The organism is Massilia sp. 9096 (genome assembly GCF_000745265.1).
Taxonomy (GTDB): domain Bacteria; phylum Pseudomonadota; class Gammaproteobacteria; order Burkholderiales; family Burkholderiaceae_D; genus Telluria.
Genome location: NZ_JQNN01000001.1, coordinates 501,970 through 520,327 on the forward strand (window position 1 = coordinate 501,970; position 18,358 = coordinate 520,327).

General features: G+C 64.8%; 17 protein-coding genes. 5 read left to right on the plus strand and 12 right to left on the minus strand.

All coding sequences use genetic code 11. The annotated features are described in order from the left end of the window. The first annotated feature begins 147 nt into the window (after window positions 1–147). On the plus strand, window positions 148–1,089 hold the full coding sequence (locus FA90_RS02155; protein WP_036165469.1) for a CysB family HTH-type transcriptional regulator: 942 nt from the start codon (window positions 148–150) through the stop codon (window positions 1,087–1,089). Window positions 1,090–1,091: 2 nt separating this feature from the next. Further along, on the plus strand, window positions 1,092–1,658 hold the full coding sequence (locus tag FA90_RS02160; protein WP_051971329.1) for a hypothetical protein: 567 nt from the start codon (window positions 1,092–1,094) through the stop codon (window positions 1,656–1,658). Between the two features lie 218 nt (window positions 1,659–1,876). On the opposite strand, the gene FA90_RS02165 is transcribed toward FA90_RS02160, so the two are convergent. After that, window positions 1,877–2,920 carry a porin gene (locus FA90_RS02165; RefSeq protein ID WP_036165472.1) on the minus strand — a complete coding sequence of 348 codons (1,044 nt, stop codon included), beginning with the start codon at window positions 2,918–2,920 and terminating at the stop codon, window positions 1,877–1,879. Window positions 2,921–3,305: 385 nt separating this feature from the next. Between FA90_RS02165 and FA90_RS27465 the strand changes: the two genes are divergently transcribed. Next, entirely contained in the window at window positions 3,306–3,770 is a 465-nt protein-coding gene (locus FA90_RS27465; protein WP_036165475.1) for a type II secretion system protein, read from the plus strand. Between the two features lie 39 nt (window positions 3,771–3,809). Here FA90_RS27465 and FA90_RS02175 read toward each other — a convergent pair whose 3' ends face one another. The 3 genes from FA90_RS02175 to FA90_RS02185 form a co-directional block, all read right to left on the minus strand. Then, window positions 3,810–4,901 carry a PAS domain-containing sensor histidine kinase gene (locus FA90_RS02175; protein WP_239700502.1) on the minus strand — a complete coding sequence of 364 codons (1,092 nt, stop codon included), beginning with the start codon at window positions 4,899–4,901 and terminating at the stop codon, window positions 3,810–3,812. A gap of 175 nt (window positions 4,902–5,076) precedes the next feature. Beyond that, window positions 5,077–5,859, minus strand: a complete 783-nt coding sequence (locus tag FA90_RS02180; RefSeq protein ID WP_036165478.1) for a LytTR family DNA-binding domain-containing protein — start codon at window positions 5,857–5,859, stop codon at window positions 5,077–5,079. Between the two features lie 69 nt (window positions 5,860–5,928). Next, window positions 5,929–7,380, minus strand: a complete 1,452-nt coding sequence (locus tag FA90_RS02185) for a sensor histidine kinase (protein WP_036165481.1) — start codon at window positions 7,378–7,380, stop codon at window positions 5,929–5,931. A gap of 241 nt (window positions 7,381–7,621) precedes the next feature. Between FA90_RS02185 and FA90_RS02190 the strand changes: the two genes are divergently transcribed. Then, on the plus strand, window positions 7,622–8,560 hold the full coding sequence (locus tag FA90_RS02190; RefSeq protein ID WP_036165484.1) for an exopolyphosphatase: 939 nt from the start codon (window positions 7,622–7,624) through the stop codon (window positions 8,558–8,560). 2 nt (window positions 8,561–8,562) lie between these two features. Here the strand turns inward: FA90_RS02190 and FA90_RS02195 are convergent, their stop codons facing one another. The 3 genes from FA90_RS02195 to FA90_RS02205 all read right to left on the minus strand — a co-directional run bounded on the left by FA90_RS02195 (window position 8,563) and on the right by FA90_RS02205 (window position 12,930). Further along, on the minus strand, window positions 8,563–10,953 hold the full coding sequence (locus FA90_RS02195; RefSeq protein ID WP_036165487.1) for a bifunctional diguanylate cyclase/phosphodiesterase: 2,391 nt from the start codon (window positions 10,951–10,953) through the stop codon (window positions 8,563–8,565). Window positions 10,954–11,068: 115 nt separating this feature from the next. Beyond that, window positions 11,069–12,334: a nitronate monooxygenase gene (locus FA90_RS02200; RefSeq protein ID WP_036165490.1), complete on the minus strand. Its 1,266-nt coding sequence runs from the start codon at window positions 12,332–12,334 to the stop codon at window positions 11,069–11,071. A gap of 110 nt (window positions 12,335–12,444) precedes the next feature. Further along, window positions 12,445–12,930, minus strand: a complete 486-nt coding sequence (locus tag FA90_RS02205) for a YajQ family cyclic di-GMP-binding protein (protein WP_036165493.1) — start codon at window positions 12,928–12,930, stop codon at window positions 12,445–12,447. A gap of 149 nt (window positions 12,931–13,079) precedes the next feature. On the opposite strand from FA90_RS02205, the gene murB reads away from it, so the two are divergent. Then, entirely contained in the window at window positions 13,080–14,132 is a 1,053-nt protein-coding gene (gene murB / locus FA90_RS02210) for a UDP-N-acetylmuramate dehydrogenase (RefSeq protein WP_036165496.1), read from the plus strand. Between the two features lie 76 nt (window positions 14,133–14,208). Here murB and FA90_RS02215 read toward each other — a convergent pair whose 3' ends face one another. From FA90_RS02215 to pqqB, 5 genes are all read right to left on the minus strand, one after another. Then, entirely contained in the window at window positions 14,209–15,189 is a 981-nt protein-coding gene (locus tag FA90_RS02215; RefSeq protein WP_051971330.1) for an IS1595 family transposase, read from the minus strand. 82 nt (window positions 15,190–15,271) lie between these two features. Continuing rightward, entirely contained in the window at window positions 15,272–16,432 is a 1,161-nt protein-coding gene (gene pqqE / locus FA90_RS02220; RefSeq protein ID WP_036165499.1) for a pyrroloquinoline quinone biosynthesis protein PqqE, read from the minus strand. After that, window positions 16,429–16,701 carry a pyrroloquinoline quinone biosynthesis peptide chaperone PqqD gene (gene pqqD / locus FA90_RS02225; protein ID WP_036165502.1) on the minus strand — a complete coding sequence of 91 codons (273 nt, stop codon included), beginning with the start codon at window positions 16,699–16,701 and terminating at the stop codon, window positions 16,429–16,431. The genes pqqE and pqqD overlap by 4 nt, the downstream gene beginning before the upstream one ends. After that, entirely contained in the window at window positions 16,698–17,423 is a 726-nt protein-coding gene (pqqC, locus tag FA90_RS02230) for a pyrroloquinoline-quinone synthase PqqC (RefSeq protein WP_051971331.1), read from the minus strand. Before pqqC ends, pqqD begins: the two co-directional genes overlap by 4 nt. Further along, on the minus strand, window positions 17,420–18,334 hold the full coding sequence (gene pqqB, locus FA90_RS02235; RefSeq protein WP_036165506.1) for a pyrroloquinoline quinone biosynthesis protein PqqB: 915 nt from the start codon (window positions 18,332–18,334) through the stop codon (window positions 17,420–17,422). Before pqqB ends, pqqC begins: the two co-directional genes overlap by 4 nt. Window positions 18,335–18,358 lie beyond the last annotated feature (24 nt).

The window sequence follows — 18,358 nt, forward strand, 5'->3', positions numbered from 1 at the left end:
AACTTGGCACGATCCGGCAAGGTAGGCTGGATATTAATAAAATAGAGCTTTATTCCAAACTACTGAGAATTTATTTGCTTATATGAGCCAGAGGCATAAGCTAGCTTGTAAAATGCGGCTAAGGTCTTCATCAATACAAGAAGGGCAATGAACCTACACCAATTACGCTTCGTACGCGAGGCGGTCCGCCAGAATTTCAACCTGACCGACGCCGCCAAGGCGCTGTTCACCTCCCAGCCCGGCGTCTCCAAGGCCATCATCGAACTGGAAGAAGAGCTCGGGGTCGACATCTTCACCCGCCACGGCAAACGCATCCGCGGGTTGACCGAGCCGGGCCGGCTGGTGCTGCAGTCGGTCGAATTGATCATGCAGGAGATCGACAGCCTCAAGCGTATCGGCAAGGAATACGCCGCCCAGGACAGCGGCAGCTTCACGATCGCCACCACGCACACGCAGGCGCGCTATGCGCTGCCCAAGGTCGTGCAGGCGTTCATGACGCGCTTCCCGAAAGTCAGATTATCGCTGTTGCAGGGTAATCCGCGCCAGATCGCGGAGATGGTCAAGAACGACCAGGCCGACCTGGCCATCGCGACCGAATCGATCGCGGCGGTGGAAGGCCTGATCACGCTGCCGTGCTACCAATGGGAGCACGTGGTGGTGGTGCCGCACGAGCACCCGCTGACGCGCTCGAAGGCGATTTCGCTGGAAGAGATCGCTTCGTATCCTTTGATCACGTACGACAGCGCATTTGCCGGACGCAGCAAGATCGACCACGCGTTCGAGCTGCGCCACCTCAAGCCGGACGTGCTGCTGGAAGCGATCGATGCCGACGTCATCAAGACCTATGTCGAGCTGGGCATGGGCATCGGCGTCATCGCCGGCATGGCCTTCGATCCGGAGCGCGACCGCAACCTGCGCGCGATTCCGGTCGGGCACCTGTTCGGCATGAACATATCGCGTGTGGCGGTGAAGCAGGGCGCCTACCTGCGCAGCTATATTTATACTTTCATTGAATTGCTGGCGCCGACGCTCAACCGCAAGATGGTCGAGTCGGCGATGCGCGGCACCAGCGAGAACTACGAGTTGTAAGCATGATGATGATGGATCAAGACGATTACGAAGGCGGCTACGAACACGAAGAGGGCCACCAGTCCGACCAGGGCGCCGACCTCGACGAAGTGCGCGCCGAGTTGGCGCGCCTGACCGCCGGGCACAAGGTGCTGGAGCTGGGCTGTGGCCATGGCGATGCAAACGAGGCGCTGGTGCCGGGCGCGACTTGCGTGGCGACTGACAAGCCGGGCGACGTGCCGGCTGAGCTGGGCGGCTTCGACACGGTGCTGCTGGCCTTTACCTGGTCGCGCTTGAAACGCGACGAGCAGGAGCCCTTCCTGAAGGCATTGCGCGCGCGCGTGGGCAAGGACGCACTGCTGGTGCTGCTCGACGACGAATACGTCGAAGGCAGCAGCCCGACCGTGGCGCGCACCGACGCCCATGGCAATACCTATCACATGGTGGCCGGGCCGGACGGCAAGCAGGTCGAGCAGCCCAAGAGCTACCCGACCGACAGCGCGCTGCGCAAGCGGATGGGGGGCAGTGTGCGCGAGATCAAGATTGCGCGGTGGGAGTACTACTGGGTCCTGACCTGCAGGTTGAAGTGACCTCGATAAACCTACTGCGCGTCGCACTGGCTGTCTGCGATGCTCACCGTACCGTAAGTACGGTTGCGCTTCTCGACAGCCATTGCTTCCGCTCGCTACGGTTTCTCGAGGTCACGTGACGATCGTAGCCAGATCAAACCTGCTGCGGGTCGCGTGAAGATGCAGGCCAAATAAAAAGACGCCATTTTCAGGCGTCTTTTCAGTTCACCGATCAGCAATCAGAAGGTGTGGCGCAGGCCGATCGCGAACACCGACGGGTCGGCGCCCACCAGGGTGACGGCCGGGGTCACGCTGGTGTTTTGCGGCGCCACGTTGTTCGACGACGAGTTCAGCGCAAAGCTGGCCAGGTTGTTGTTGTTCATGCTGGCGTAGGTGGCGTACACGTTGGTGCGCTTCGAGAACGCGTAGGTGTAGGCGAGCGCCCATGCGTTGCCCTTGGCACCGTTTTCCAGCTTGTCCTGCTTCACGTTGACCAGCACCTTGTTGGCGCCGAACGGGTAGCCGGCGCCCAGGTTGTATTCCTTGAAGCGGTTGTTCGCACCAGCCGGATCCGAGCCCAGGTAGTTGGCCTTGATCTCGAAACCGTTCAGTTGCGAGAACACATAGGCGGCGCCGGCACCGTATTCCTTGTCGTTGACGGTCGCGTTGTTCTTGATGTTGTGGTAAGCGGCGCCCAGGTACAGGCCGCCGTTGGTGTATTCGAGGCCGATGCCTTTCAGGTCGCCGTTCGGGCCGGTGGTCTTTTCGCCGGCAGAGTAGGTGGCCAGCAGCTTGAAGCCCATGAAGTCGGCGCTGCGGTAGTTGACCGAGTTCGCCAGGCGGCGCGTCACGCGGCCGGTGCCGAAGGCCGACAGGTTGCTGCCGTAGAAGCCCTGGCCGAATTCGTCGGTGGCGGCGCCGATCGAGGCGATCGGCGAGTATTCGCGGCCCAGGGTCAGCAGACCGAAGGCGCCATCCAGGCCGACCACGGCGCGGCGCTGGAACAGGCCGGACGAGTCGCTCACGCCATTGTCGGCGGTGAAGCCGCTTTCGATGTTGAAGACGGCTTTCAGGCCATTGCCCAGGTCTTCGGTGCCGCGGAAGCCAAAGCGGCTGGTCGACTGGTCGCCCGAGTTGACGAAGGTATGACGGCCGCTGGGGCCGCCGTTGTCAGCCGATTCGACGGCCATGTCGACGACGCCGTACAGGGTCACGTTGGTTTGGGCGGCGGCGAACAGCGGGGTCGCAGCGATCAGGGCGGCGGCCAGGCGTTTGACTTGCATTGAGATTTCTCCAATTAAATGTCGGACGATTCATTCGACGCGATATTGTCGTGATCGCATCGTGATCGGCACGGATCTTATCGAACGCTTATGTCGCTTTGATGACATAACGAAATGTTGGCTTTTTGCCACAGCCTGAATCGATGCAAGCAATTTGTGCGTGTTACTCCTCCGGCTACAGCCCCTACCGACTTACGGCTTCAGTTTGTTTGTAAAAAAATTATTGAACGGTGGTAATTGTCGAAGTACTTACGGTAACATTACGAAGTTGCGCAGAATCAATTAATGGTCCCCATCGACACCATGGTTCGCAGACGCAGGCTGGCGACGGCCGGGGCATGCGGTCTCGGTCCACTATCTATGTTGGAGAATGGTTTTGAAAGTCATGCAATTTCGTAGCAAGCGAGCACAGGGCGGTTTTACCCTGATCGAGCTGATCGTCGTCATCGCTATCCTGGGTATCCTGGCCGCCGTTGCGCTGCCCAAGTTCGCCGACCTCGGCGGTGACGCGCGCAAGGCTGCCGTCCATGCGGCCGGCGGTTCCCTGACGGCAGTCAGCACGATGACCCATGGCAAGTCGCTGATCAAAGGTGCCCTCACCACGCCCGTCGACATGGAAGGCATCAGCGTGCCGATGGTCATCGGCTACCCGTCGTCGGCTACCACCACCACGGATGCGGCCGGCTTGGGCAGCGACGAGTGGAGCATCAAGGTCAACGGCCGTGACCTGATCGTGTCGCCGAAGGGCGCGGTGACTCCAACAAACTGCACGGCGACGTATTCCGAAGCGACCTCGGTCGACGGCGTGGTGACGCCGGCGAAGGTGGTAGTGGTCGATACCGGCTGCTGAAGCGAAGTCGAGCTGAGCTAAGCTAAGCCAAGCGCGCTCTCAGACCAGGTGTTCCTGCACCGGCATGACGATGTCGATGCGGGTGCCCGGCAGCTCGTCGGCGCTGACGGTGATCTCGCCGTTCATGGCCCAGACCCGTTCGCGCATGCCGATCAGGCCCAGCGACTCGGCCTTTTCCATGTCTTCCGGACGGATGCCGACGCCGTCGTCACGGATCGTGACCAAGAGGTCGCCGTTCAGGCGGAACAGGTTCATGGTCACGCTGCTGGCCTGGGCGTGGCGTGCGATGTTGGTCAGCGCTTCCTGCACGATGCGGAAGATCGCGGTGCTGGCCGCGTCGTCCAAACGCAGCTCGGCCTCGTCGGCCAACAACGTGCAGGGAATGCCGTAGCGCTCGACGAAATCGCCGCGCAGACCCTGCAGCGCAAAATACAGGCCGCCTTCGTCGAGCGCGCGCGGGCGCAGGTTGGTGGCGATGCGGCGCAGCGACGTGATGGCCGTCAGCAGGTTCTGTTCCATGCCGTGGATCAGGCGCAGGCTGTCGTCCGGCGCGCGGTCGGCCTGCTGCAGCAGCGTCAGGTCCATGCGCAGCGAGGCCAGCATCTGGCCGAGGTCGTCGTGCAATTCGCGCGCGATGTGGGTGCGCTCTTCCTCGCGGATGGTCTGCAGCGCGGCCGACAGCTGGCGCAGCTGGTCGTGCGAGCGCGTCAGTTTTTCCTGCACGCGCTGGCGCTCAGAGACGTCGCGCACGATCACGGTGTAGAAGGGCGCGCCGCCGTTGGGGCGCGAGATCGAGCCTTCGATCGGGAAGCGGCGGCCGTCGGCGCGCATGCCGATGACGGCGTAGTCGGTGGCGCGGCGGCCGGCGCGGCCGTCGCCAGCGCGAAAATACTCGGCCGGCCCGTCCTCCGCATGGTCGCCGCCGTCGATGAAGCGGCCCAGCGGGCTGCCGATCATGTCTTCGACACTGGTGCCGAACAATTGCGCCGCGGCCGGGTTGGCCATGACGACGACATTGGCCGTGTCCGCCGAGATGATGGCCTCGTGGGCATGTTGGACGATCTGGCGGTTGGCCTGCACGGTTTTCAGCTCCTGCTGGGCGCGCTGCGTCAGCCAGCGGCCTGCCGCCAAGCCAAACAGAAAGCAGGCTGCAGACCAGCCAGCGGACCGGCCGGACGGACGTGCGCGGCGCGAAAGGTTCATCGGTTAAGGCAAAGGACGTCCCGTGGCACGGAACCGGCATCTACCTTACCCGGCATGGCTTGAACTCGGTTTGAGGCTCGACAACCGGGCCAAACCGCTTCTTTCACATCTGCTTGAACAGATGCAAGAAGCTGCGGCTGACCTCGAGCTTTTCAGGACGACCTTTGATCAAAACCAAATGGCGACCGCGAATATCGCGCGTTACGCCTTCGATTGCGTTCACGTTGACCAGGGTCGCGCGGTGAATCTGCCAGAACAGCGAGGGATCGAGTTCGTCGGCCAGGTCGCGCACCGGCTTGCGGATCAGGGCTTCGAAACCGGCGGTCTGGACGCAAGTATATTTCTCGTCTGAACGGAAGAACAGGATGTCCTCGACCGGGATCATGCGCAGGTCCTGGCCGATGCTGGCCTGGATCCACTGCAGGTGCTTCGGCTTGGGGGCGGCGATCTTTTCGGCCAGCTGGGACAGCATGGCGCTCACGGTCTGGCTGACGTCGGCCGGGGCCCCGTTCGGCGAGGCAAGGCGCTCGCGCAGCCGCTCTTTCAAGCGCTCGATCGTGATTTTCAGGCGCTCGGGCTCGGGCGGCTTGAGCACGTAATCGATGGCGCCGCGCTCGAAGGCCTCGACCGCGTACTGATCGTAGGCCGTCACGAACACCACCTGGCTGGCGTCGCCGATGTCGCGCGCGGCTTCCATGCCGGTCTTGCCGGGCATGCGGATGTCGAGGAAGGTCAGGTCCGGCTTGAGCTCGTTCACCAGTTGCACGGCCTCGTCGCCGTTCTTGGCTTCGCCGAGGATCTCGAGTTCCGGCCACACCTGGGACAATCGGGTGCGCAGCAGGTCGCGCATGAGTCTTTCGTCATCGGCAATGATTGCGGTAGGCATGGTCGGAGAGCCAGAAGTTGAATATGTCGATTATTCAACGAAACTTCAGTCGAGGCAAGCTTTGGGTATTTACTTTGCCAACTTGTAAGGAACCTCGATCGTCGCGATCACGCCGCTCGGGCTGTTGGCCCCGATGTGCAGGTGGCCGGCGTCGCCGTGCAGCAGTTTCAGGCGCTCGCGGATGTTGGACAGGCCCAGGCCGGTGCCCTTGCTGGGCGCCACGCCGAAGCCCACGCCATCGTCCATGACGGTCACGCGCAGCTTGCTGTCGACGATCTCGGCGCCGACTTTCAGGTAGCCGCCGTCGGGCTTGGTTTCGAGACCGTGCTTGATCGCGTTTTCGACCATTGACTGCAGCATCATCGGCGGAAAGGCGGCGCTGCGCAAGCCATCGGGCACGTTGATCTCGACCGTCAAGCGTTCTTCCATGCGCATCTTGAGCAGGTCGAGGTAGGACGTGACCATGTCGAGCTCGCGGCCAAGGCTGGTGACCAGGTTGGCGTCGCGCATCTGCGGAATGACGGCGCGCAGGTACTGGATCAGGGTGCGCTGCATGGCCGAGGCGCGCGGCGGGTTGGTCTCGATCAGGTGCTCGACCGAGGCCAGGGTATTGAACAGGAAATGCGGCTCGACCTGGGCCTGCATTGCCTGCATCTTGGCCTCGGACAATTGGCGCTGCATCGATTCGCGTTCGGCGGCGGCGGTGGCGCTTTGCATCTCGGCTTCGGCGCGCTTCTTGCCCCCGACCAGCGCCTTGGTGCCGAACAAGGCCAGGATCAGCAGCCACACGAAGCTGGTGAACCAGGTCGAGGCCTGCTTGTGGTAGCTGCGCGCCTTGGCTTCGGCGGCGTCGTCGATGGTGGCTTCGATCGCATTCGACAGCTCTTCGCCGATCTGCGGCGGCAGGTCGATGTGGACGGCGTCGCCGTTGACCCCGGCGACGGCCCTGGCGACGGGCGCGGCGGGAGGGGCGGGGGCAGCGGCCGGGGCAGCAGGCGCGCCGGGGACTGCAGGCGCGGCAGGCGCCCCGGGTGCCCCGGGTGCTGCGCTGGCGTCGCCGTCATCGCCGTCCTTGTCGCTGTCCGCATTGTTTTCGGTATCCTCCGCGCCTTTTTCGATCGTGCGCCCGGCTTCCTGGGCTGCCTTGGCCTGCGCCTTTGCCGCCTCGGCCAGCTTGGCCGCGGCTTGTGCTTGCGCCTTGGCCTGGGCTTTGGCCGCGATGTCGTTCGGATTGATCGCGATCGGCTTCTTGCCGCGCTGGTTGATGTAGATGCCGCTGTCGTCGATCGTCACGCTGGGTTCGGCCTTGTGGCCGTTGCGCTCGATACGGATGTTGTCGTCGTCGCTGGCGGAAAACAGCTCGTCCTGCAGGATCTTGCCGGCCACCAGCAGCAGCGCCGCAAACAGGAAAAACTTCCACCATGACAGCTGCGTCACCCAGGTCGCCACTGCATCGAAGACGTGGTAGAGCCGGGAGAGGGCGGTCGAGACGGCAGGCGGGGATGGGCGCGATGTTTGCATGAAACTAATATTAAGGGAGCGGTCAGCGGCGCGTGGTGAGCAGTCCGACTGTGCTGTTGGGATGATGCAACTCTACCCGTATCCAGCACGGATCGCCACGGCCATGCGACAGCCTGCAGGATAGCGGCCCTGGACTGCGCAGCGGTGGCGCCCGTGTGTCAATTTGCTGTGAGGTTGGTTCCTTTTAGAAATATGTCAGGTTATCATCAGCGACATCCTCCTGAGATGAAAGGGTGTGCCGATGTCTACCGTTTCCAAACGATACCGCCTCGTAACCCGCAGCGATTTCGACGGCCTGGTGTGCGCCGTGCTGCTCAAGCATCTGGACCTGATCGACGAGATCCTGTTCGTCCACCCGAAAGACATGCAGGATGGCAAAATCGCGATCAGCGCGCGCGACATCACGACCAACCTGCCTTACGTCGCCGGCGCCCACCTGGCGTTCGACCACCATCTGTCCGAAACCATCCGCAACACCGGCAAGCGCGAGAATCACGTGATCGACCCGAGGGCGCCCTCGGCGGCGCGCGTCGTGTACGACCACTTCGGCGGGGCGCGCACCTTCCCGGCCGCCTGGCGCGACATGATGGATGCGGTCGACAAGGGCGACGCTGCGCGCTTTTCGCGCGAGGAGGTGCTCGATCCGAAGGACTGGAACCTGCTCAACTTCCTGATGGACGCGCGCACTGGCCTGGGCCGCTTCCATGATTTCCGCATCTCGAACTACCAGCTGATGACGGACTTGATCGCGTACTGCGGCAACCACACGATCGAGCAGATCATGGAATTGCCGGACGTGCTGGAACGTACCGCCCTGTACTTCGAGCACGACGCGCTGTGCAAGCAGCAGATCCGGCGCTGCGCGCGCGTGCACAAGAACCTGGTGGTGCTCGACTTGCGCGAAGAAAAGGTGATCTTCGCCGGCAACCGCTTCATCATCTACGCGCTGTTCCCGGACACGAACATCTCGATCCACGTGCTGTGGGGCCTGAAGAACCAGAACACCGTGTTTGCGACCGGCAAGTCGATCCTGAACCGCACGTCCAACACCAACATCGGCACGCTGATGCTGGAATACGGCGGCGGCGGGCACGAGAATGCCGGCACCTGCCAGGTGTCGAACGACATGGCCGAGGACGTGCTGGGGGCGCTGATCCAGCGCATCACCGCCGAAGGCTGAGCTCAAGCAGGGTAGCGTTCTTCCAACAAGCGCTGCGCGGCTTCGGCCGCCAGCGGCTCGCAAAACCAGGTCCCCTGCATATGGTCGCAGCCATGCGACTTCAGGAACTCCATCTGCGCCCGGGTCTCGACCGCCTCGCCGATCACCTCCATGTCCAGGTTGTGGCCGATGTCGATCAGGCTTTTGGCGACTGCGCCGCCACCGTCCGCGCTCTGGTGCACCGCGCCGTGCGCCAGCTTGATCTGGCTGGCCGCCAGCTGCTGCAGGTAGAGCAGGTCGCACAGGCCGGCGCCGACGCCGTCGACCGACAGCGCCACGCCCAGCTCGCGCAGCTGCGCCGCCAGCTCGCGCCCGAGCGCGGGGTTGCGGATCAGGCCGTCGAGGCGCAGGTCGAGCGCCAGGCCGTGCGCGTCGAGCCGGTGGCGCGCCAGGCAATCGCCCAGGCTGGCCATGAAGCCCGGCTGGATGTATTCGCGCTGCGACACGTTGACCGCGACCGGCAGCACGAAGCCCAGCGCCCGCAGCCGCGCCGCGAAGGCGCAAGCCTGGTCGAGCACGCGCTGGCCGATCTGTACGATCAGGCCGCTTTCCTCGGCCTCGGCCAGGAAGCGCGCAGGCGGCAGCACGCCGTCCTCGGGGTGGCGCCAGCGCAGCAGCGCCTCGAAGCCGGTGATCTTGCCGCTGTCGAAGGACATGCGCGGCTGGTACAGCAGGAACAGCTCGTCGCGTTCGAGCGCGTCGCGCAAGCTGGTTTCCAGCCTGAGCTTGGCCTCGCTGCTCGATTTCATGTCGGCCGAAAAGAAATGCACGTTGCTGTGGCCGCCACCCTTGCCGTGGTACATCGCGACGTCGGCCGCGCGCACCAGATCGGCCGCGCTGGCGCCGTCGTGCGGATACAGCGAGACGCCGACGCTGGCCCCGACCGGGATCTCGCGTCCGCCGAAGGCCACCGGGATCGCGAAGCTCTGGCGCAGCCGCTCGATCATGCGCAGCGTGAAGCGCAGCGAAGGCTGGTTGGACAGCACCAGCACGAACTCGTCGCCGGACATGCGCGCCACCGTGTCGCTGTCGCGCACCGAGGCCTGCAGGCGGCGCGCCACCACCTTCAGCACGACGTCGCCGGCTTCGTGGCCGAAGGTGTCGTTGATGGCCTTGAAGTTGTTCAGGTCGAGCAGCACGGTGGCCACCAGGCTCTTCTGGCGCTGGGCCAGGTGCAGCGCCTGTTCCAGCCGGTCCCACAGCAGGTTGCGGTTGGCCAGGCCGGTGAGCGGATCGTGGTTGACCTCGTGCTCGAGGTGGGCGGTGCGCTGCCTGGCCGCGGTGACGTCGTTGATCACGCCGATGTAATGGGAGACCTTTCCGTGCTCGTCCTGCACGGGCGTGATGTTCAGGTCGTTCCAGAACAGCTCGCCGTTCTTGCGCAGGTTGCGCAGCACCACGTTGAGCGGCCGCTCCGCCGCCACCGCCTGGCGCAGCTGGGCGCGCTCGGCGGCGTCGATGCCGGGCGCCGCCATGAAGCGCGGATCCTTGCCGATCACCTCGCGCGCCGGGTAGCCGGTGATGCGCTCGAAAGCCGGGTTGACGTACTCGATGAGATTGTCGGCGCCTTGGTGGCGGGTGATCAGGATGCCGTTGGAGGCCGCGTGCAGCGCGCGCTCGCGCAGGCGCAGCTCGCGCTCGCGCGCGCGGCGCGCGGCGATGTCGATGCCCATGCCGAACAGGTACTCGCCGCCGTTGCAGCGCACCTTGTTGCCGCCCAGTAGAACCGGATATTCGCGCCCGCTCTTGGACACGTAGTCGACCTCGAGCCGCATTTCTTCGCCCAGCTCGAAGGTGCGCCGCATCGCGTCCAGCATCAGCGCGCGCTGCGGCAGGTCGAGCAAGTCGGGACCGCGCGCGACGGCCAGCTCTTCCGGCGTCATCTCCGTGATGCGCTCCAGGTTCTGATTCCAGAGCATGAAGCGGCCTTCGCGGTTGAGCACGTAGAAATTGCCCGGGAAGGTGTCGACCACGGCCGCCAGCGGGGTGCGCGCGACGTGCTGGGATTCGGGCGCGTCGCGGTCGAACTCGGTGGCGATCGCGACCGCGCAGCCGGTCAGGAAGCCGCCGGCATCGAATTGCGGCGCCAGGGCCAGGCTGGCGGCGCACACGCGCCCCTGCGCGCACTGGAGGTCGAGATGCAGCTCGGCGCCCTCGAGCCGGGTCGCCAGCGCGCCCCAGCCGGCGCTCCAGGCGTCGCGCCCGGACGGGGTGAGCAGGGTGGTGATGGAACGGCCGAGCACCTGCTCGGCTTGCAGCCCGAACAGGGCGCTGCAGCCGGCGTTCCAGGTGGTGATGGCGCCGGCGTCGTCGGTGAGCAGGACGGCCCTGGCGGAGGGCTCGAGTTCGAACATGCGGCGCTCCCTGTTGCAAGGTCACCTGTCTTTCGACAGCGGCCCGGGAGTTTCGTTCCGTCCGGAACTCGAGTGGGTGATGACGCGGCGGCTATGCAGCCGTTTATGCGGCCGCTTATGCAGCCACTTCGGCGCGCGCCGGCAGGGCGACCTGGTTGTCGACGCTGAACTGGTAATCCTCGAACACGTGCCTTGCGGACAGGACCTGGTAGCTGCCATCGGCCAGCTTGTGGGTCGTGTCCTTCAGGCGGTAGGTGGTCGAACCGCAGGTCCAGCAGTTGAAGTTGCGCATGTGCGTGCACAGGCAGGTCTTGTCGAACACCTGGATGTTCTTGGTGTCCGGATTGGCCTGCACCTCGCGGTTGTACGAGTTGATGTAGGCACAGTTGCCGGTCGCGTCCAGCAGGTAGCCGTAGGACTCGCAGCCCGGGCGGATGCCCGAACCGATCGCCGGCGTGCTCTTGAGCATGCGCATCGGGTAGCCGGTCGGCGAGACGCCGTTGACGATGATGTCTTCCTCGGAAGCCCGGAAGTATTCCTGCTTGACGCTGTCCGGCAGGCCGCACTCGTGGGTGACGGTGAAGCGGGTCGCGACCTGCACGCCGCCCACGCCTTTTTCGAGGAACGCGACGGCGTCGGAACCGGTGAAGATGCCGCCGGCCGCGATCAGCGGGATGTCGAGATTCTCGGCCTTCGTGTAGGCCAGGATTTCGTCGATGATGGTGTGCAGGTCATAGTTTTTCCAATCCTCGGCGCCGAAGCCGAGGTGGCCGCCGGCCAGCGGGCCTTCGACGATGATGTAGTCGGGATTGCGGTTCAGGCGCGCGACCTTGCGCAGGAACAGCTGCAGCGCGCGCACCGACGAGACGATGATGCCCAGCTTGGCTTCGCGGAAGCGCGGGTGGTCCTTGATCAGCTCGAACGAACCCAGGTGCAGGCCGGCCGACATGGTGATGCCGTCGATGCCGGCGTCCAGGGCGGCCGACAGGCGCACGCGCAGCGTTTCCTTGGGCGCGTTCATGGTCAGCTTTTCCATGCAGTTGACGAACACCAGGCCGTCGCCCTTCTTGGCGGCCATGGTGGCGCCGACGTGCAGGCGGGTCGCCTCGGCCAGGCGGTCGAGGTCGAACTGCACCACCGACTTGTCCATGTTGTTGATGTTGAACTTGTAGAGCTTGGTCTTTTCCTTGACGAAGCTGGTGTCGAACTTGCGGTCCGACACGTCCGGCACCATCGCATCGGAGATGTGGCCGATACCACCGAGACGGGCGGCCTCGAGGGCCAGCTCGGACGTCGAAATGTCCACGCCCATTCCGCCGATCATGATGGGCACGTACTCCTTGTTGCCCAGTCGCAGGCGGAAATCATCAACACGTTTCATTGCTATCCTTAGACTACCCTACCGAAAAGTATGATTCTACCGCAAGCAGCAGGCCTGGCCGAAGGGCTCGACCCGCCTTTGTTGCTGCGTGGTTGCTGCTTGTCGACGACTCAGTCGCGGAAATTGTTGAACGTCAGCGGCAGGTCCTTGACGTCCTTGCGCAGCAGGGCGATCGCTTCCTGCAGGATGTCGCGGTCCTTGCCGGTCACGCGCACCGATTCGCCCTGGATCGAGGCTTGCACCTTCGTCTTGCTTTCCTTGATCAGCTTGGTGATCTTCTTGGCGTCCTCGCTCTCGATGCCGTTGCGCACCTTGAGCACCTGCTTGACCTTGTCGCCGCCGATTTTCTCGATCTTGCCTTCGTCCAGGAAGCGCACGTCGACTTTCCGCTTGGTCATCTTGTTCAGCAGGACGTCCTTGACCTGGCTGATCTGGAAGTCGGAGTCGCCGAACAGCGTGATTTCCTTGTCCTTCTGCTCGACCTTGGCCGAGGTGCCCTTGAAGTCGAAGCGGGTCTCGATTTCCTTGCTCGAGTTCTCGACGGCGTTCTTGACTTCGACCATGTCTGCTTCGCAGACCACATCAAACGATGGCATCTTGAATGTTCCTTTTTCTTGCTCGATAACGAATATGGGTATTGTAGCGGACAACGGGCATGCGGGGCAGGCCGGTATTTACCTGTGGCAGCGCTCTGGAGGCCGCCGTGAGCCTTTATAATCGGCCACTAACCACCCCTGTACCAGCCATGCAAGCCGACCTGCCCATCCTCGACGCGATTCTCGCCGACTATCCGCTCCAGCCGCTCAACACCTTCGGCCTTCCCGCCCGCGCCCGGCGCTACCTGCGCGTCACCGACCCGGCCCAGCTGGCCGCCGTGGCCGCCGACCCGTCCCTGGCGGCGCTGCCGCGCCTGGTGCTGGGCGGTGGCAGCAACCTGCTGCTGACCCGGGACGTCGACGCGCTGGTGCTGCACATGGCGCTCGACGGCAAGGCCATCGCCGGCGAGGACGACGGCCACATCCTCGTGCGTGCGCGCGCCGGCGAGAACTGGCACGGCTTCGTGCAGTGGACGGTGGCGCAAGGCCTGGGCGGCATGGAAAACCTGTCCTTGATCCCGGGCACGGTGGGCGCCTCGCCGATCCAGAACATCGGGGCGTATGGGCTGGAGATCAAGGACGTGTTTCATTCCTTGGCCGCATTCGACTTCGCCAGCGGGACCACGCGCACGATGACGGCGCTCGACTGCCGCTTCGGCTACCGCGACAGCGTGTTCAAGCATCCGGAGGGCGCGCAGCTGGTGGTCCTGGACGTGACCTTCGCGCTGCCGCGCGCCTGGACGCCGAACCTGCGCTACGCCGAGCTGGCGCGCGAACTGGAAGCGCAGGGCATCGCGCAGCCAGGCAATGCGCCGACGCCGCGCCAGGTCAGCGACGCCGTGATCGCGATCCGCCGCCGCAAGCTGCCCGATCCCGCCGAGATCGGCAACGCCGGCAGCTTCTTCAAGAACCCGGTGGTCTCGAGCGAGCATTGCACGCGCCTGCTGGCCCGATGGCCCGAGCTGGTGCACCACCGCCAGCCGGACGGCAGCGAAAAGCTGGCCGCGGGCTGGCTGATCGACCAGTGCGGCTGGAAGGGCCGCACCCTCGGCCGTGCCGGCGTGTATCCGAAGCAGGCGCTGGTGCTGGTGAATAACGGCGGCGCGACCGGCGCCGAGGTGCTGGCGCTGGCGCGCGCGATCCAGCACGACGTGCGTGAGCATTTCGGGGTCGAGCTGGAGCCGGAACCGGTGATGGTCTAGAAAGCGGCTCGGTCATCCGGTCTGGTTCAATCCAGGCGTGCAGCCAGCCATGCCATTATTTAAGGCTGTGTTCGCGTTAAGTCGACGTTTGCACCTGCCTCGACTGAGCTTGACGTACCGCAGCACACAGCCATTGCGCTGGTGTCTTCAGCTCGTGCCCATCCAGCAGCCGCTGCCACCCCGAATAGTTCGCCAGGTAACGGCTGGCGACACCTTTGAAGCGCATCAGCCAGCTTTTGAAACGGCTGTGCCAGCCATTGACGTTCTGCAGATGAATCGCGCCGCGTGCACGCCGGCCCGCGCGCAGGTTGACGGGCGCGTGCGTGATCCCGGTCTCGGCGGCGAAGCGGGCATACGCCGCTGCACTGTCGCTGATCAAGAGCACGTCGGGAGAAAGCACGGGTGTCAGGCGCGAGCGCAATTGTGCTGCCGTCACGGGACCGCGGCCGGTATGAAAGTCCAGCGTAAGCCCACTGCGATCGCGCACCACCAGCAGGCAGTCGTGCTCGCGGTTGATGCCGCGCCGGCTGGCCGCGCCGCCGCGTCGCCGGGGCGGACGCGTCAACTGGCGCGCGCCCTTTTGCGATTCGAGGCGATAGGTCTCGTCGGCTTCGACGATCGCCGACAACGTCGACGGCCGATGGCGCGCGGCGCCCGGTCCGAACCGGTGGCGCCAGCGAAAACTCGTGGTTCGGTGCACGCCGGTGTCGCGCGCGGCCTGGCGTACGGTACGCGACTCGAGCATGCACTGAAGATAGGGCAGCCAGCGCTCGCGCTTGCGCAGCCGCGCCAGCGGCGTGCCGGTGAGGGCATTGAAAGAGCGGGCACAGCCGAGGCAGCGAAACCGTTGCAAGCCGCTGGCGCGGCCGCAGCGGTGCAGCCGCACAGCGCTGCAATGCGGACAGGGCCGGCCTGCCGCGGCCGCTTCGACCAGTGCCAGGCACTCGGACGGGTCGCGGATGCCGGCGATCCAGGCGCGCAATTGCGCCAGCTCGCTACTGGACAATGTCGCGCCAGAAAGCAGGGTGAACAATTCGCTGAAGGTGGGCCGTTGCATCGTCACTCCCGATGGGCTAACTCGACAATGCGTAAGACTTCGGCAACGCCGTTTGGTTCACTTAACTAACGCGAACACAGCCTTATTTAACGGCGTTGCCCCTCAGTGCGCGCGAGTTGGCATCGGTGCGGAACAGGACCGGCTGTTCGTTGCGGGTATCGAGGCCCGACTTGGCGGCGTGCGCGACGAAGGCGATCACCTGGTCGACCTCCTGCCGGCGCGGTGACTTCGCGCAGATGGGATCGGTCGCGGCGGCGTCGCCCGCCAGCATGAAGGCCTGGCAGCGGCATCCGCCGCGGTCGCGCCCCTTTTCGTCGCAGCTGCGGCAGGGTTCCTGCATCCAGTCGTCGCCGCGGTAGGCGTTGAAGGCGCGGCTGTCGCGCCAGATGGCCGACAGCGGCATGTCGCGCACGTTCGGCAGGTCGAGCCCGGGCAAGTCGCGCGCGTTGTGGCAGGGCAGGGCCACGCCATCGGGCGCGACGCCGAGGAACACCTCGCCCCAGCCGCTCATGCAGGCCTTGGGCCGGTCTTCGAAGTAGTCGGGCACGACGAACAGGAGCTTGCAACGGTCGCCGATGCGTTCGCGGTAGTCGGCGACCACCCGTTCGGCTTCGCGCACCTGCTCGAGCGTCGGCATCAGCTGGTCGCGGTTCTTCATGGCCCAGCCGTAATACTGCGTGTTGGCCAGTTCCAGGTATTCCGCGCCCAGGTCGAGCGCCATCTCGATGATCTTGCCGACGTGCGGCAGGTTGTAGCGGTGCAGTACGCAGTTGACCACCATCGGGTAATCGTACTGCTTGATCAGCCTGGCGACTTTCAGCTTGAGGTCGAAGGTCTTGGTGCTGCTCAGGAAATCGTTGAGTTCGCGCGTCGAGTCCTGGAACGACAGCTGGATGTGATCGAGTCCCGCGGCCTTCAGGGCGGCGATACGCGTTTCCGTCAGGCCGACGCCGGAAGTGATCAGGTTGCTATAGAAGCCGAGGCGGCGCGCTTCGGCCACGAGTTCCTCGAGGTCGTCGCGCACCAGTGGCTCGCCGCCGGAAAACCCCAGCTGCACGGCGCCGAGCGCGCGCGCCTGGCGCAGCACGTCGACCCACTCGCCGGTCGTCAGTTCGTTGCGCACGCCCTCGTAATGCAGCGGGTTGTAGCAGAAGGCGCAGTGCAGCGGGCAGCGGTAGGTCAGTTCGGCCAGCAGCCAGTAGGGCGGCGGCGCCGTCGGGGAAGGTTCGCCGATGTCCATCATACGACCCACTTCTGCTCGCTCGCGTAGGCCAGGAAATGCTCGATGTCGGGGCGCAGGCCTTCGGTCTGGAACTTCGCTTCCAGCGCCGCCACGATCGCCTCGACGCTGCGCGCGCCATCGCAGCAGGCGAGGATCTCGCCGGCGCTGGCGTTGAGCTTGACCATGCCTTCGGGGTAGAGCAGGACGTAGCTTTCCTGCGCCGCTTCCCATTGCAGGCGAAAACGGCGGTTGATGGCCGGGGTGGCCGGGATTGCGGGGGAGGTCGTCATTCCGGATAGGCCTTTTCGATCGCATCCAGCATGGCCCACAGGATGTCGAGCTTAAATTTCAGGATGTCCAGCGCGCGCTGCTGCTGCGCGCGTGTCTTGAACCAGTCGAGGGTCACCGCCAGGCCGTGCTCGACGTCGCGCTGGGCCAGCGGGATGCGGGTACGGAAGTAGGTCAATCCCTGCGCCTGCACCCAGGGGTAATGCTCGGGCCAGCCGGCCAGCCTGTCCTTGTGGATCTGGGGGGCGAACATTTCCGTCAGCGACGAGCAGACCGCTTCCTGCCAGGGCGAGCGGCGCGCGAAATCGACGTAGGCGTCGCAGGCGAAGCGCACCGCCGGCACCACGTGCCGCAGCGACCACAGTTCGGCGCGCGGGATGCCGGCGGCTTCGCCGAGCTGGGTCCAGGCTTCCATGCCGCCCTCGGCGTCGCCCTGGTAGTCGCCATAGCCGTCGTGGTCGAGAATGCGCGCGATCCACAGCCGGCGCGTGGCGCGGTCGTCGCAATTGGACAGGATCGCCGCATCCTTCTTGGGGATGATGAACTGGTAGTAGAAGCGGTTGGCGATCCAGCCGCGGATCTGCGCCGGCGAGCACAGCCCCGCGTTCATGCGCACGTTGAACGGATGATGGATGTGGTAGCCCTTGCCCATCGCGCGCAGCTGCGCTTCGAATTCCGCGCGCGTCCAGGGTTGTTCGGTGTCGATGCCGATGACGTCGTTCATAAGTCGATTTCCATGCCGTCGACAGCCACCTCGATGCCGTGCGCGGCCAGCACCGCGCGTTGCGGCGCGTCCTCGCGCAGGATCGGGTTGCTGTTATTGATGTGAATCAGAATCTTGCGCTGCGCCGGCATGCGGTCGAGCAGCTCGATCATGCCGCCCGGTCCCGATTGGGCCAGGTGGCCCATCATGCGCGCCGTCTTCTTCGACAGGCCCAGGGTGATCATCTCGTCGTCGCTCCAGCAGGTCCCGTCCACCAGCAGCACGTCGGCGCCACGCATCGCCGCTTCCACCTCGGGCGTGATCTGGCCCAGGCCGGGGGCGTAAAACAGGCTTTTCCCGCTGGCGCTGTTGCGGATCGTCAGGCCGATGTTGTCGCCCGGATGCGGGTCGTCGCGGTGCGGCGAGTAGGGCGGCGCCTTGCTCAGCAGCGGCACCGGCAGGATCGTGGTGGTGGCCAGGGGCGCAATCGTCAGCGCGGCGCCGTCGATGGCCAGCGGATGCGCCTCGACGCCGCAGTAATGCCCGAGCACGCGCGTGATGGGCAAGGCCTGGGCCAGGTCGGCCAGCACGGGCTCGGTGGCGTACAGCGGCAGCGCGCTACCGCGCTCGCGCAGCATCAGCAGGCCGGTGACATGGTCGATCTGTGCGTCCATCAGCAGCACCGCGCCGATGCCGGTGTCGCGGATGGCGCGCGCCGGCTGCAGGGCGGGCGTGGCGCGGATCTGCGCCAGGATGTCGGGCGATGCGTTGATGAGCAGCCAGTCGACGTCGTTTTCGCTGACGGCGATCGAGGATTGGGTACGAGCAACGGCGTCGATCGTGCCCTTGCGCACGCCATCGCAATTGGCGCAATTGCAATTCCATTGCGGGAAACCGCCGCCGGCGGCGGAGCCGAGGATACGTATTTTCAAATGCAGTACCAGAAATGGGACGGG